Source organism: Rhodococcus sp. JS3073 (genome assembly GCF_026810085.1).
Classification (GTDB): domain Bacteria; phylum Actinomycetota; class Actinomycetes; order Mycobacteriales; family Mycobacteriaceae; genus Rhodococcus_F; species Rhodococcus_F wratislaviensis.
The window spans coordinates 3,948,164-3,963,099 of the sequence record NZ_CP113951.1 but is presented as its reverse complement, the minus strand read 5'-3'; the positions used below and the strand labels follow the sequence as shown (position 1 = coordinate 3,963,099).

Here is a 14,936-nt window from a genome sequence, read left to right as displayed (position 1 = left end):
CACAGTAGGCCGATCGACTGTTAACAGTCAACCGTCGGCGGGTAACGGTTGACATATCGACGTGGCTCGGATCACACTGTTGAAACCGCACTGTTGACAGTCAACAAATCGGCGGCAATCGTAGAAACCGGCAGCTCGAAGAGGAGTCCCCATGAGTACCGAAACACTCAGGATGCGAGGTCCTGTCCATGGCACGAAGGACGCCAAGCGCGTAGCAATCGGCTCCTCGGTGGGTGCCGTCATCGAGACGTACGACTTCATCGGCTTCGGCACGGCCGCCGCGCTGTACTTCGGTACCGCCTTCTTCCCGGGCGCAGACCCGGTCACCGGAACACTCGCCGCGTTCGCGACGCTGGGTGTCGGCTTCGCAGCGCGCCCGCTCGGTGGGGTGCTCGGCGGACATCTCGGGGACAAACTGGGACGCAAGCCCGTGCTGGTGGCATCGCTGATCGCGATGGGTCTGGCGACCTTCGCGATCGGCCTGCTGCCCACCTATTCGCAGGTGGGACTCATCGCGCCGGTGCTGCTGGTCCTCGTCCGCATCGTCCAGGGCCTCGCGTTCGGCGCCGAGTGGGGCGGTGCGATCCTGATGAGCTACGAGCACGCCCCCTGGAAGTCCAAGGGCAAATTCACCGGCATCGTGCAGGCCGGCTTCCCCGTCGGGCTGCTGCTGGCGAATCTGGTGTTCCTGTTCAGCGTGCACCTCGGCGGCGACTGGGCCTGGCGGGTACCGTTCCTCGCCAGCATCGTCCTGGTGATGGTCGGCCTGGTCATCAGGTCGAAGGTGCCCGAGTCCCCGGTCTTCGAGGACGTCAAGAACGAGGGCGACATCGTCAAGTCCCCGGTACTCGAATCCATCAAGTACGACTGGCGAAACATTCTGCGCGGCATCGGTCTTCGGGTCGCCGAGACCGCGGGTTACGCGGTGTCGATCACCTACATGATCTCCTACCTGCACAACCAGGGCCTCGCCGGGAAGTCCGAAACCCTTGTCGCCCTGTGCATCGCGTCCGCAATCGGCGTCTTCGCCACCGTCGCCTGGGCCCGCCTCACCGACCGTATCGGACGACGCCCCCTCTACATCGCGTCCTGCGCCTTCGCGGCACTGTTCGGAATCCCGATGTTCCTTCTGGTCAACACCGGCCTCTTCCTCTTGGTGATCGCCACCATCGTGATCGCCTACGCGGTCTGCCAGAACTCGCTGGCGGGAGCGCAGGGTGCGTGGTTCCCCGAACTCTTCGACGCCTCGCGCCGTGCGTCGGGAGCCTCCCTCGCCTACCAGATCTCGGCGATGGTCTCCGGCTTCACGCCCTTCGTCACCACGCTGCTGTTCGTCTCCTTCGGCTGGTGGGGTCCGGCGCTGCTGTTCAGCACGTACGCCCTGATCGGGCTGTGGGCGGCGTTGATCACCAGGGAGACCTGGGGACCCACCGAACGGCGCCTCGCCGCCGAGGCTGCGGCGCGCGCCGATTCCAAAAGCGCCGACACCCCGGCGTCCACCGGCACCACGCCCACGATCCGCAAGGAAAAGGAACTCCTGTGACCATCACAACCGCCACCACCGCGGCCGAAGACACGATCAGTGACGCGTCGCGCATCGCGACCGTCGAACAATTCGCCTACCGCATGCGGCACAACGTCCTCGACATGGGTGAGGAACAGGGCCAGGGATACGTCGGGCAGGCGCTCGGGGCCGCCGACATCTTCGCCACCGTCTACGCCGACCAACTGCGCTTCCGCGCCGACGATCCCGCGTGGGAGGGCCGGGACCGGTTCCTTCTCTCCACCGGCCACTACGCCATCGGCCATTACGCCGCGCTCGCCGAGGCCGGCATCATTCCCCGCAGCGAACTGGAAACCTACGGCTCCGACGACTCCCGCCTGCCGATGTCGGCGATGTCCACGTACACCCCCGGCATGGAGATTTCGGGCGGCTCCCTTGGACACGGTCTCACCATCGCGGTCGGCATGGCCCTCGGGCTGCGTCACCAGCACTCCACCGCCCGCGTCTTCAACTTTCTCTCCGACGGCGAACTCGACGAGGGTTCGACGTGGGAGGCGGCCATGGGCGCACACCACCACCGGCTCGGCAATCTGACGGCGATGGTCGACATCAACGCACTCCAGGCCGACGGTGCGACCTCGACGGTGCTCAGCACCGAACCCGTGCACGACAAGTGGGCCGCCTGCGGGTGGCACGTCGAACGCGTCGACGGCAACGACGTCACCGCGCTGGTGCGCGCGTTCGACAACGCCGCCGCCGAATCCGGCGGCAAACCGTCGATCATTCTCTGCGACACGAAGGTCGGCAAGGGCGTGCCCCTGCTCGAGACCCGGGAGAAGGCGCACTTCATGCGCATCGACGAACACGAGTGGCAGATCTGCCGCGACCAGCTCACCGCCGGCTTCGACCCCAAGGACGCCTGACATGACCACCGCCAGCAAACCGAAGCTCAAGACGTCGGCCATGATCGCCTCGTTCGTCGACGACGGGCAGAAGACCACGTCCGCACCGTTCGGGCACGCCCTCGTGAAGGCTGCCCGGGAGAACGACAAGATCGTCGGCCTGTCCGCCGACCTCGCCAAGTACACCGACATGCACATCTTCGCGCAGGAGTTCCCCGAGCGGTTCTTCCAGATGGGGATGGCCGAGCAGCTCCTGCTCGGAGCCGCCGCGGGGATGGCCGAGACCGGCCTCGTGCCGTTCGCGTCCACGTACTCGGTATTCGCCGCGCGCCGCGCCTACGACTTCCTGTGCCTCGACATCGCCGAACCGAACCTCAACGTCAACATCATCGGCGGGCTCCCCGGCCTCACCACCGGCTACGGACCCAGCCACCAGGCCACCGAGGACATGGCCATCTTCCGGGGAATCCCCAACCTCACCATCGTCGATCCGTGCGACTCGATCGACATCGAACAGGCCGTCCCGCAGCTCGCCGCGTCCGACGGACCCACCTACCTGCGGCTGTTGCGGGGGAAGGTCGCGACCGTGCTCGACGAGTACGACTACACGTTCGAACTGGGCAAGGCCAAGGTGCTCCGCGGCGGCAACGACGTCGTGTTCGTCACCAGTGGCCTGATGACGATGCGCGCGCTGCAGGCCGCCGACCGGCTGGCGGAGCACAACGTCGACGTGGCGGTCGTGCATACGCCCACGATCAAACCGTTCGACGCCGAGGCCGTCCTCGCCGAGGTGAACACCGACCGACTGGTGGTGACCCTGGAGAACCACACCGTGATCGGCGGGCTCTTCGAGACCGTGGCCGCCGCCGTCGTCACGGCCGGCCTCGGCAAGCGGGTTGTGCCGATCGCCCTCCCGGACCAGTTCCTCGACGCCGGTGCCCTGCCCACCCTGCACGAGCGGTACGGCCTGAGCACGGACCGGATCGTCGCCAAGGTTCTGGGCGAACTGGCATGACCAGTGCGTACGGCCCGCGCCGCAGGCCGGGCGGTGCGGGCCGTACGATGGCTGTCAACAGGTTGCTGTCAACAGACCGCTGTCGACAGTTGATCGCTGACCCCACGGAGGCACCCATGGCCGGACAACCCGCCGCACTGCTCGGTCTGGAGAAGACCAGCCTCCGCCAGCAAGCCGTCGCCGCCCTGCGGGTCGCGATCACCAGCGGGGAACTCGCGCCGAGCAGCCCGCTCGTGGAGACCGAACTGTCCGAGATGCTGCAGATCAGCCGCGGCACGCTCCGCGAGGCGATGCGGCAACTCCAGCAGGAGGGGTTGATTTCCGCCGGCGCGCGGGGCCGGCTGTATGTCCGGCACCTCGATTCCAAGGAGATCCGCGACATCTTCGCCGTCCGCGCCGCACTCGAGGCGCTGGCCGTCCGGGAACTCGCCGGCCTGGCCGACCGCGCCACCGTCATCGCGGAACTGCGCGCCGCCCTCGACGTCATGGACACCGCCGTCCTCGAAGCCCGGATCGAGGCCGACCTGAACTTTCACCGCACCATGTGCTCGCTCACCGGCAACGACACACTCCTGCACTCGTGGATCTCCCTCGAAGGATCCATCCGGATGTCGATCATGTTCGCCGGCCTCGACCGCGCCGTCGGGAACATGGACGTCGGCCGCCACAGCGCCATCGTCGACGCCATCGAAACCGGCGACGCCGACGAAGCGGCCACAGCGATTCAGACGCACATGGACTGGGCCTCAGCGAATCTGGTGTCCTGACCCCAGGTGAGTGGTAAAGAGTGCGGGCACACGCTTTGCCGCTCACGTACCGGGACAGGCAGCCGTGTCACCCGCCCACGACGCACGCGGCCTCGGTGGCATCGAGCGTGGTCCACGACCTCCGTCGGGCGTCGATCGGTGTGCCGGCGAGGATGCGGGCACGGCGGTGCTCGGGTTCGAGCAGCACTGTCGCGAGGGTGGCCCAGCGCTGACCGAAGACCGCGTCCGGGGCGGGGACGCAGCACAGCTGGGGCTGCCCCGGATCGGAATACAGGTACTCGACGAGGTGATCGGCGACGGCCGGCTCGGCGTACCGCTGCTGCCGGGAGGCGATCAGACCGTAGCGGTCCTGCGAGTCCGGCTCGTACAGACCGGTCTTCTCGCGGGCGGCGTTGGCCGGGTCGAGGAAGTGGTTGGTGTGCGTCAGGAATCCGTCGCTCGGGCGGAGCGTCGCGACGCCGACGGGGCTGACCTCGGCACACGCGACGGTGTCGGGGTCGATCAGCGTCAGTGCGCCCGAGGTCGCGATCGGTGCCGAGCACAGTAGTTCGAGGGCTTCGTCGACGGTCCCGGCTTCGCCGAGGACCGCCGCGGACAGGACGTGCACGGGCACCCCGGCCGGTGCGTCGTCGCGGTGGCCGAGGATGTTGAAGAAGACGCCGAGGCCCGCGCTGTTCATCCCGATCTTGCCGAGGATGCCGTGCTCGGTCAGCCCCACGTAACTGTGGTGGGTTCCGCGCACCTGATGGGTGTGCCAGTACGGGTCCAGTTCTTCGTGCCAGTCCCAGGTTTGGATGCCGAACGGCGCCGACGGACGATCCGCGGGTGCGTAGGCGATGGTGGAGCATTCGCCGGGACGGGCCGCGGTCGCCTGGGACAGGATCTCCGTCCGGCCGTTCAGCGCCATCACGTGCCAGGGCTCGAGCCCGGCGCCGGCAGCGATGCCCTCGATCTCTTCGAGGTACCGGGGGCCCCACGCCGCCAGCACATCCGCGAGGCGGTGCGCGCTGTCGCGGGTGCGGGTCTCGCTCACGCCGACCGTGTCGAACAGGCGCAGATACAGTTCGACGGACGCGGGCAGGTCGCTGCGCAGCTGCGTGCCGCGGGCGATGCCGCGTTCGTGCGGCCGGGTGTCGTCCACGCAGACGTGGGAGTGGACAGTGCTGGTCTCGGTCATCGTCGTCCTCGTTGTGGTGCTGGTGTGAATAGTGCTGTGTGCCGGCCGATCACACTCGATCAGCGGGTCCGGTACGAACGCATCAGCACGACGTACAGTGCTGCGGAGACGATCAACCCGACCGGTAGTGACAGGTCCACGCCGCCGACCGCGTTCGCGACCGGACCGGTGTAGACCGGGGCGGCGACGCAGAGCGCGGCCGCGGCGATGCCGGTGAAGACGGCGACCGTTCCCGCCCAGTTGATCCCACCGCTGTACCAGTAGGGGCTGCTGCTGGTCTCGTCGCCGAGCCCGAGGCCGTCGTAGCGGTTGCGGCGCCACAGGACGTCGGCGACGTACACGGCCATGACGGGACCCATCACGGTCACGACGAGCTGCATCATGTTGCTGACGGTGTCGAGGAAGTTGGAGACGAGCAGCGCGTACAGCGTCATGGCCACACCCATCGAGCCGTCGAGGAGGACGCTGCGTGAGCGGCGCAGGCGCAGGCCGACCGATTGCAGGGCGAGCCCGGAGCTGTAGGCGGTCATCGCGTTGTTGGCGATCGTGCCGACGATGACGGCGAGCAGGAAGATCGGTGTGAACCACGCCGGGAGAATGGTCTCGAGTGCGATCTGCGGGTCGGCCATGTCGAGTCCGGTTCCGGCGAGTGCGCCGAGCGCGGTGAACAGCACGCTGGGGACGAACGCGCCGAGCGCCGTCCAGGCGGTGACCGAGACCGGAGAGGTGGTCGCAGGCAGGTAGCGGGCGAAGTCCGCGCTGTTGGTGTAGGACAGCGGAGCCGACGCCACGATCGACACACCCGCGGCCACCGTCGCCCACAGGCCGATTCCGTGGAGTGACTCCGCCGGCTGGTAAGCCCAGTCGGCGTTGCCGAGAACGTATCCGGCCATCACCACGAAGATCAACGTCAGCACCAGGGCCAGCGGCTGGTAGAGCCGCACGATCGTGGCGTGCCCGTACACGCCGATGGCCAGCGTGACAGCGGCGATCGCCAGGATGATGACGACCTTGACGGGGGTGGTCGCGTCGATCCCGAACCGTTCGACGAGCCTGAAGGCCGTGTACGACGCGGCCGCCCAGTTCAGCGCCAGGTAGCAGACGCTGATGAACCAGCTGGTCACGAGAATGTTCACGCGGTTGCCGCGGATACCGAAGATCGCACGGGTGATCACCTCGCTTGGCGTGCCCGACGCGGGTCCGCTGGCGGCGACGATCCCGGTGAGGATCGAGAACAGGTTGCCGACCACGATCACCGCGAGAGCCTGCCAGAAGGACAGGCCCATCAGGATCAGTGCGCCGCCGACGACCAGGGCCAGGTAGCTCACGTTGGGCGCCGCCCATACCGCGAACAGGTCCCGGGCGCGGCCGTGCCGCTCGCTGGCGGGGATGAAGTCGATGCCGTGCGTCTCCACCCGCCCGGCGCGATCGGCCGGCGGTGTTTCGCCGGGCGTCACCGCGCGCGGGTCTGCTTTTGTCGATGCCATGGGGTCCTCCGGATAGATGAGCACGGATGTGCGGCTGGTGGGCGCAATCGCCGATCTGGCGTGACCCCGGTCACCGTACGGAACCAAATCGATTTGGACAAGAGTTGGGTCAGCGAATTTGCAAATCGATTTGGTGCAGGTCGAGCCGTTGGTAGCCTGAGTGCGTGACGGAGAAGCGATCGCGGCCCACCATCGCCGACGTGGCACGGCACGCGGGCGTGTCGACCACGACGGTGTCGCACACGTTCAGCGGCAAAGGCGTCGTCGCCACCGCGACGCGTGAGCGTGTCCGCTCGGTCGCCAAGTCCCTCGGCTACCGGCCGGACGTGGTGGCGAGGAGCCTGCGGAGCAACCGTCTCGGCGTGCTCGCCCTCGTGCTCCGGCCGCTCGAGACACTGGATTCGACTCTCCCGGCGGGCGTCGACTACTTCCTGCGGTTCGCGGGTTCGGCGGCTCTGGCCGCGATGGATTTCGGATACGGCCTCATGCTGGTGTCCGATCCGACGCGCGACGAGTCCCCGGCAGCCGCCCTCGCCTGCGACGGGTTCCTGATCACGGAACCCGTCACGAACGACCCCCTCATCGAGATGCTCCTCGGGGAAGGCGTGCCGTTCCTGTCCGTCGGCCGGGATCCGGCGAGGGCCGCCTACGACGCGTGGCTCGACACCGACACCGAACTCATGACCGACCGAGTGCTGCGGCACCTCGCGGACTCGGGGGCGACGCGAGTGGCTCTCGTTACCGGAACCGATCCCAATTCGTGGAACCTGGGCGCCGAGGCCGCGTACCGCGCGTGGGCAGCGAACCGTGGTCAGGACGCTCTGGTCGCCATCCGGCCCGAGACCACCGGTGAGGCCGGCGGACGCGAAGCCGCGGACGAACTGTTCGACCGTAACGACCCACCCGACGCGGTGTACTGTCTCACCGGCCGCCACGCCGCCGGGGTGCTCGCGCGGGTCCGGGAACGAGGGCTCGACGTCCCCGGCGACGTGCAGATCGTCGGCGGCTCCGACTCGGAGCACACACGATCCGCCGTTCCCGCGATCACCTCCGTGGACCTACAGCCCGAACACCTCGCCCGCGTGGCCGTCACGATGCTGGTCAACCGCCTCGACAACTCTGACCGGCCAGTCCCACCGGGACACCTCCACGGACGCCTCGTCGTGCGGGGATCCACCCGGTAGTCACGTCGATGACGGGTACCTCCGCCGTGCTGCTCGACGATATCCTCGGGAGGGCGCCATCGAGAGGTGAGTCCACGGTTGTATCCGCGCTGGTCGCGCCGTCGGGACCAATGCGCCGGAACCACGAGCCGACGGGGTGAGTAGACCGTCCGATGGGTGAAGGTGATCCGCTCGACACTCAGCGGTACCCGCCGTCCCCGGCTGCCGAACTCGGTGGATCTGGTTTCGCTGACGTTGAGGAGATCGGCCGCGGCGGTTTCGGCGTGGTCTACCGCTGCACGCAGGCGGAACTGGATCGCACGGTGGCGGTGAAGGTCCTCACCGTCGAGCTCGACGAGGAGAACCGGGCCCGATTCTTCCGGGAGCAGCGGGCGATGGGGCGGCTGACCGGGCACCCGAACATCGTCAACATTCTGCAGGTCGGTGCCACCGACAGCGGCCGTCCCTACACCGTCATGCCGTACCACCCGCAAGATTCCCTCGATGTGCGGATCCGCCGACACGGTCCGCTGCCGTTGGGCCAGGCGTTGCGGCTCGGGGTGAAGATCGCAGGTGCACTGGAGTCGGCGCACCGACTGGGTGTCCTGCATCGCGACGTCAAACCCGCGAACATCCTGCTCACCGATTACGGCGAGCCCGAGTTGGCCGATTTCGGTATAGCGCACATCAGCGGCGGCTTCGAGACCGCGACCGGTGCCGTCACCGGGTCGCCGGCGTACACCGCGCCGGAGGTGCTCGGGGGTGAACCGCCCAGTCCGGCAGCCGATGTCTACGGCCTGGGCGCCACCTTGTTCAGTGCCCTCACCGGCCATGCCGCGTTCGAACGTCGCAGCGGCGAACAGGTCGTCGCCCAGTTCCTGCGGATCACCACACAGGAGGTGCCCGATCTGCGTGAGCGGGGGCTCCCGGACGACGTATCCGCGGTGATCGCCCGCGCGATGTCCCGCGTGCCCGATCAGCGACCGGCTACCGCCGCCGACTTCGGAGAGGAACTGCGAACCCTGCAACGTGCCCACGGCTTCCCGGTCGACGAGATGCCCCTACGAGCCGAACCCGACACACAGGGCAACGACCGGCGACCGGGTTCCGAAGTGCGACCGAGCGGCGCAGGTGCCTCCGCTCCCATCACGACGGGGAACCTTCCCCTGGAACTGACCAGCTTCGTCGGCCGCCGACACGAGCTCACCGAGGCGAAGAACCTCCTGACCGGGTCGCGCCTGGTCACGTTGACCGGGATCGGGGGTGTCGGGAAGACGCGGCTGGCGATGCGGGTCGCGTCCGCTGTGCTGCGCGAGTACTCCGACGGTGTGCGCCTGGTCGAGTTGGGCGAACTGCGCGACGCGGTTTCACTGATCGACGCCGTCGCGGGCGCACTGGGAGTCCGGGACCACTCGACGAGGCCGCTGCGGGAGGTCCTGATCGAGTTCCTCGCCCCGCGAGAGGTGCTGTTGGTCCTCGACAACTGCGAGCACATCGTGGACGCGGTCGCCGAACTCGCCGGCCCTCTGCTCCACACCTGTCCGCGGTTGCGGATTCTGGCCACCAGCCGCGAACCCCTCGGCATCGGCGGGGAGGCAGTGCTACGGGTCCCCCCGCTGGCCGTCCCCGATCCCGAACGGAAGCCCTCCTTGCGCGGGTTACCCAAATACGATGCGGTGACGTTGTTTGCCGAACGCGCCAATGCTGCCGTTCCGGGCTTCGCCCTCACCGAGGACAACGCGGCGACGGTGGTGGGGATCTGCCACCGGCTCGACGGGTTGCCGCTGCCGATCGAGTTGGCGGCGGCGCGGTTGCGGGCGATGTCACCCGAGCAGATCCTTGGCCGGTTGACCGACCGCTATGCCCTGCTGACCCGCGGCAGCCGGGGTGCGCCGACGCGGCAGCAGACGCTGCGGCTGTGTATCGACTGGAGTTTCGAGTTGTGCTCCGCGGAAGAGCAATTGGTGTGGGGTCGGGTGGCGGTGTTCGCGGGGAGCTTCGAACTCGACGCCGCGGAGCGGGTGTGCGGCGAGGGCCTCGACCCGGACGAACTGCTCGACACGCTGACGTCCCTGGTGGAGAAATCGATTCTGATCCGCGAGGAGCACGGGTCGGTGGTGCGGTTCCGGATGCTCGAGACTCTCCGCGAGTACGGCTTCGAGAAACTCGAGCAGACCGGTGAGGCGGTGTCTTTGCGTCGGCGGCACCGGGACTGGTACGAGGCGTTGGCGCTGGATGCGGAGGTCGAGTGGATCAGTGCCCGCCAACTCGACTGGATCGCCCGGCTGAAGCGGGAACAGCCGAATCTGCGGGAGGCCCTCGAATTCGGCATCGACGACGATCCCGCCGCCGGCCTGCGCACCGCCGCCGCACTCCGCTGGTTCTGGACGTCGCAGGGCCTCTACAACGAGGGCCGGCGCTGGTTGAACCACCTGTTGGCCAGCTACCCCGTCGAACCGACCGTCGACCGGATCAAGGCGCTCTACTGCGCCAGCGTGATGGCCGACGTGCAGGGGGATCTCGAGTCCGGGGCCGCGCTCGTGGCGGAGGCGCGAACTCTCACCGCGCGCACGAGCGATCCGATGATGCGCGCTCTCGTCGCCGACGCGGACGGCACGCTGGCCCTCTACAACGGTGATCTCGAACGGGCCCGCTCTCGCCTCGACACCGCGCTCGCAGAGTTCCGCGAACGTGGAGAACGCACACTCGAAACCAGTGCCCTCTACCTGTTGGGGACGACCTATGGACTGTCCGGCTCGACGGAGCAGGCTGTCGAAAGCCTCGAGCGTGTTCTCGCGATCACAGAGATGCACGGCGAGAAGGTGTATCGATCGCATTCGCTGTGGGCCCTGGGAATTGCGGTGTGGCAGCAGGGTGACGCCGATCGAGCGATCCGCCTTCTCGACCAATCGCTGGAGCTGACCCGGCAAGTGCACAGCCCCCGCTTCGCGGCAGCCTGCCTCGGAGCCCTGGCCTGGATCGCGTGCGAGCGGCGCGACGCCGCCCGGGCCGCAGTGCTGATGGGAGCCGCGGAGGGATTGGCGCGGTCGGTGGGCAGTGCTGTGGTCATACATTCCAATCTTCTCGTATACCAGCAGAACTGCGACCAGGAAGCTCGGAAGCGGCTCGGAGGAGCGGTATTCGAGGAGGCCCACCGCAAGGGCCGAAGCCTGGATTTCGATTCGGCAATCGCCTACGCCCTCCACGAGCGACAGGCCGGCACCACCACGCGAGACGCCGACGCGTCGACGCGACTGACCAAGAGGGAACGCCAGGTCGCCGATCTGATCGCCGAAGGCCTGACCAATCAGGCCATCGCCGACCGACTGGTGATCTCGCCGCGCACCGCACAAGGACACGTGGAGCACATCCTGGCGAAACTGGGCTTCACCTCCCGGACACAGGTCGCGGCCTGGGTCGTGGAGCAGGCGCACGACTAGGTAGTGGGCAGGGCCCGACTGTCGCGGTGTCTCAGACACGGTGCTGCGATGGCGGCGGCGATCAGGCAGGCAAGGGCGCCGAGGAGTAGTCCCGCGCGGCCGCCCCAGTGCTGACACACCCATCCGGCGATGGGCGCGCCTACCGCGGTAGATCCGATGAATGCCATTCCGAACAGGGCCATTACTCGTCCGCGTGTGGCCGGTGCGGCGGCGAGTTGCAGCGTGCTGTTGGTCGTGGAGGTGAAGGCGACGCTGCATGCTCCCACACAGGCCATGACTGCAAGCATGACCCACAGATTCGGGGCGAGGGCGGCGACGAGGAGGAGCGCACCGAAAGCGGTTGCTGTGAGCACGAGCGGCCGGGTTCCGGTGCGGCCCCAGGCTGCGACGGCGAGTCCGCTCACCACCGATCCCGCGCCCATCGCAGCGGTGATGAAGCCGTACGCGCCCGGCCCGGCGTCGAAGGTTTGGTCGGCGATGACGGGCAGGATTACCGGGAACTCGAGGGCGAAACAGCCGATCAGGGCCATCATGGTCAACGGTACGGCCAGCTGAGGGGAGCGTCGGACGTATGCGAGACCTTCGCGGAGCTGACCGCGAGCGCGGGCCGTCGGTGGTGAGGGGGTCAGCTGCGAGACGTCGAGGGCGAGAAGGGAGGCGACGACCGCCACGAAACTTGCTGCGTTGAGCAGGAAACACAGACCGACACCGCCTGCTGCGATGACGAGTCCGGCGGCGGCGGGCCCGATCATCCGGGCCGTGGAGTTGAGCACCGATTGCAGGCTGACGGCGTTTCGGAGGTGATCGGCCCCGACCATCTCGAGCAGAAACGATTGGCGTGTGGGGTTTTCGAAGCACTGGTTCAGGCCGAGGACGAGGGCGAGAACGTAGACGTGCCAGAGCTGGACTGTTCCGGTGACGGTGAGAATACCCAGGATCAGTGCTTGCACGCCCATCAGTGCCTGCAGGGCAATCATCAGGCGCCGCTTGTCCAGTCGATCGGCAACGACCCCGCCATACGGTGCGACGAGGAGCATGGGCACGGTCTGCAATGCCATCACCACGCCGATCGCGGTGGCGGAGTCGGTGAGCTCGAGGACGAGCCACGACTGGGCGATGGTTTGCATCCACTTGCCGGCTTGGGAAATGGCCTGACCGGTGATGTAACGGCGAAAGTTGGTGCTGCGGAGGGATGCGAAGGTTTGCCGGCGGAGCCCGGAGAGGATGGTCATCGGCCCATCCCGGGGCGGGGTTCTGGTTCGTCGTTGCTCGTGGTGATCACCTCTGCTGAGGAAGTAGCGTGGAAATGCGTGCCGTCCGCCGGATTTCGGCGGACATCGGCAGCGGACGGCACGCACGTGGGGGCACGACCTATATCAGCTCGATCACCGTGCCGACATCGTGCAGGTTCTCGTCGGACGAATACCCGTCCGCCTCGAGGCCGTCGCGCGTAATGCGGGACAGCGCCATTCCCTCGGCCAGCGCGAAGGCAACCGGCGCGGCTGCAGCGGCAGATACGAGGGCGACGCATGAATCGAATACACGGCGTGCGATAACGATTGTGCCATCGCATCTTTGCCGAATTGCCATCATTTTCTCCGAGACCCTATGTGGCCAGGCTGGGGTACAGCCGTCGCGCCGTGCCTGCGAAGATCTCCCGGCGTTCGGGCTCGGGCACTTCGGCCAGCACCTCCCGGGCGAGGGCGACGAGTTCGGGCAGCGACTGTTCCGCGGCAGGCAGGTTGGAGCCCCACGCGATCCGGTTCGCTCCGAACGCTGCGAGCACCGGATCGAGGAAACCGGCGGCCTTCGGGCCGGCGTCGTGGAGACGTTCGAGGTTGCGGTGGGTCAGCTTGAGGTGCAGGCCGGGATGGACGGCCAGCGCCGCCACCGCTTCGCCGGCGTCGGTGGGGGAGGCCGCGATGTCGGGGTAACCCATGTGGTCGAGCAGCACCGGGACCGAGGGGAATCGGCGCAGCAGCAGGTGCAGTTGCTCGGTCGCCGGCCCGAGTCGCATCTGCAGGCACACCGTCACGCCGAGCTGGGTGGCCTTGTCCCAGAAGGGATAGGTCTCCGGCGCGGCGAACCACTCGCCCTGGGTGGGAACCGTGCTGCCGCTGGTGAACAGCCGCACCCCGGAGAGGCCGCCGTCGCCGACTACCGCCTCGAGATTGTCGGCGGCGTCGGGCCGCAACGGGTCCACTGTGCCCACCGCGATGAACCGGTCCGGCCGCTGCGCCCTGCTGTCGAGCACATAGGAGTTGTCGTAGCCGTAGGCGGTGGTGGCCTGAACCAGCACGGCCTGGCTGATCCCGGCTTCGTCCATGCGTTCGGCCATGCCGTCCGCGGTGACCGGCCGGGTGGTGGCCCAGCTGGACTGCTTCCCACCGATCGGGGCCCGCGGGTAGCGGGTCACGTCGTCGGTGATGATGTGGCAATGGGTGTCGACGATGTCCATGGTCTGCACCTTTCTCGGTTGGTGGGCCGGATCAGGCGTCCGGGTAGTCGCCCTTGGCGAACAGCAGGGCGGGATCGGCGGAGAAGTCCTTGTCGAGCAGGCCCTGGTCCCGCGAGAACTTCACGAGCGCTCGCACGCTCGCGTCGTTGGCCTGCAGACCGTAGGGAATCGGGTCGGTCCGGATCTGCCTGCCCTGCTTGCCCAGTCGCGGCAGCGCCGACCACTGGGGATCGGCCTCGATCTGACGGCGCTTGCTCTCGGCGAAAGCTGCGTAGAGCGCGGTCGGCAACTCCGGATCGCGGTCGACGAGATCACGGCGGATCGCGATCACCGAATGCAGTGGATAAATCCCGGTCCGCAGGTACCAGTCGGTGGCGAGGACCTCGTGGTCGGGGAACAGCGGGTACGGTCCGTCGTCGCCCGCGGGTTGCTCGGCCGACGCCGACCACCCCGCCCGCGGCGCACCCGCACGCCCGGTGCCTGCGTTTCCGCTGAACGCGGCGTCGATCTCGCCGGCACGCAGCAACTCACCGAGCGATCGGCCGTCGGTGACCCGCTCGACGTTGGCGGGCGCGCGGCCTTCGATGTGGTCGTCGTCGTCCACGACCCACTTGACCGTGTCGATGTCGAGGTCGTACTCGTCGCGCAGGATGCCGCGCATCCACACCCCGGTGGTCACCGTGTAGGCGCGGACACCGATGCGTGTGCCCTTCAGGTCGGCGGGGAAGCGAATTCCCGATGCCGAGCCGCATTGCACGTCGGCGTGGTGGAAGCGGCGGTTGAGGAAGACGGGGATCCCGGTGAGCGGAACCCCGGCCTGCAGCGCCATCAGGTACGAGGTCGGCGCGAGTTCGCACACGTCGAATTCGAGGTCGCGGATCATCCGCCGGTACGCGCCGATGATCGGGCTGACCTCGACGGGTTCGACTGCGTAGCCGTTCACCGTGACGTCGCCGCCCAGCAGTGCCTGCACGTGGGGGTAGTCCCCGAGTGCGACCGAGAGCGTGTTCATGTTCAGCCTTT

12 protein-coding genes are annotated in these 14,936 nt (G+C 67.8%); 6 read left to right on the top strand and 6 right to left on the bottom strand.

Annotation, left to right across the window (positions count from 1 at the left end; genetic code table 11):
• The first annotated feature begins 151 nt into the window (after positions 1 to 151).
• From OYT95_RS17955 to OYT95_RS17940, 4 genes are all read left to right on the top strand, one after another.
• Positions 152 to 1,543, top strand: a complete 1,392-nt coding sequence (locus tag OYT95_RS17955; protein WP_268792103.1) for an MFS transporter — start codon at positions 152 to 154, stop codon at positions 1,541 to 1,543.
• The gene (locus OYT95_RS17950) at positions 1,540 to 2,427 is read left to right on the top strand and encodes a transketolase (RefSeq protein WP_268792102.1); all 888 of its coding nucleotides are present in this window, start codon (positions 1,540 to 1,542) and stop codon (positions 2,425 to 2,427) included. Before OYT95_RS17955 ends, OYT95_RS17950 begins: the two co-directional genes overlap by 4 nt.
• 1 nt (position 2,428) lies before the next feature.
• Positions 2,429 to 3,421, top strand: coding sequence for a transketolase family protein (locus OYT95_RS17945; RefSeq protein ID WP_268792101.1), 993 nt, complete (start codon positions 2,429 to 2,431; stop codon positions 3,419 to 3,421).
• Positions 3,422 to 3,537: 116 nt separating this feature from the next.
• Positions 3,538 to 4,188: a GntR family transcriptional regulator gene (locus OYT95_RS17940; protein ID WP_037236050.1), complete on the top strand. Its 651-nt coding sequence runs from the start codon at positions 3,538 to 3,540 to the stop codon at positions 4,186 to 4,188.
• Between the two features lie 67 nt (positions 4,189 to 4,255).
• On the opposite strand, the gene OYT95_RS17935 is transcribed toward OYT95_RS17940, so the two are convergent.
• Together OYT95_RS17935 and OYT95_RS17930 are read right to left on the bottom strand one after the other, a co-directional pair.
• A complete protein-coding gene (locus OYT95_RS17935) occupies positions 4,256 to 5,365 on the bottom strand; it encodes a C45 family autoproteolytic acyltransferase/hydolase (protein ID WP_268792100.1) in 1,110 nt (369 codons plus the stop codon).
• A gap of 59 nt (positions 5,366 to 5,424) precedes the next feature.
• The gene (locus tag OYT95_RS17930) at positions 5,425 to 6,852 is read right to left on the bottom strand and encodes a purine-cytosine permease family protein (protein ID WP_037236266.1); all 1,428 of its coding nucleotides are present in this window, start codon (positions 6,850 to 6,852) and stop codon (positions 5,425 to 5,427) included.
• A gap of 164 nt (positions 6,853 to 7,016) precedes the next feature.
• Between OYT95_RS17930 and OYT95_RS17925 the strand changes: the two genes are divergently transcribed.
• Both OYT95_RS17925 and OYT95_RS17920 read left to right on the top strand, forming a co-directional pair.
• Positions 7,017 to 8,036 (top strand): LacI family DNA-binding transcriptional regulator, encoded by a 1,020-nt coding sequence (locus OYT95_RS17925; protein WP_037236057.1) that lies wholly within the window; start codon positions 7,017 to 7,019, stop codon positions 8,034 to 8,036.
• Positions 8,037 to 8,188: 152 nt separating this feature from the next.
• Complete coding sequence (locus tag OYT95_RS17920) at positions 8,189 to 11,455, top strand: protein kinase domain-containing protein (RefSeq protein ID WP_037236060.1); 3,267 nt, start codon at positions 8,189 to 8,191, stop codon at positions 11,453 to 11,455.
• Here the strand turns inward: OYT95_RS17920 and OYT95_RS17915 are convergent.
• From OYT95_RS17915 to OYT95_RS17900, 4 genes are all read right to left on the bottom strand, one after another.
• Positions 11,452 to 12,687 (bottom strand): MFS transporter, encoded by a 1,236-nt coding sequence (locus OYT95_RS17915; RefSeq protein WP_268792099.1) that lies wholly within the window; start codon positions 12,685 to 12,687, stop codon positions 11,452 to 11,454. The genes OYT95_RS17920 and OYT95_RS17915 overlap by 4 nt on opposite strands.
• A gap of 139 nt (positions 12,688 to 12,826) precedes the next feature.
• The gene (locus tag OYT95_RS17910; protein ID WP_268792098.1) at positions 12,827 to 13,048 is read right to left on the bottom strand and encodes a hypothetical protein; all 222 of its coding nucleotides are present in this window, start codon (positions 13,046 to 13,048) and stop codon (positions 12,827 to 12,829) included.
• A gap of 13 nt (positions 13,049 to 13,061) precedes the next feature.
• Entirely contained in the window at positions 13,062 to 13,913 is an 852-nt protein-coding gene (locus OYT95_RS17905; protein WP_037236065.1) for an amidohydrolase family protein, read from the bottom strand.
• Positions 13,914 to 13,944: 31 nt separating this feature from the next.
• Positions 13,945 to 14,925 (bottom strand): 4,5-dihydroxyphthalate decarboxylase, encoded by a 981-nt coding sequence (locus OYT95_RS17900; RefSeq protein WP_037236068.1) that lies wholly within the window; start codon positions 14,923 to 14,925, stop codon positions 13,945 to 13,947.
• Positions 14,926 to 14,936: the final 11 nt, after the last annotated feature.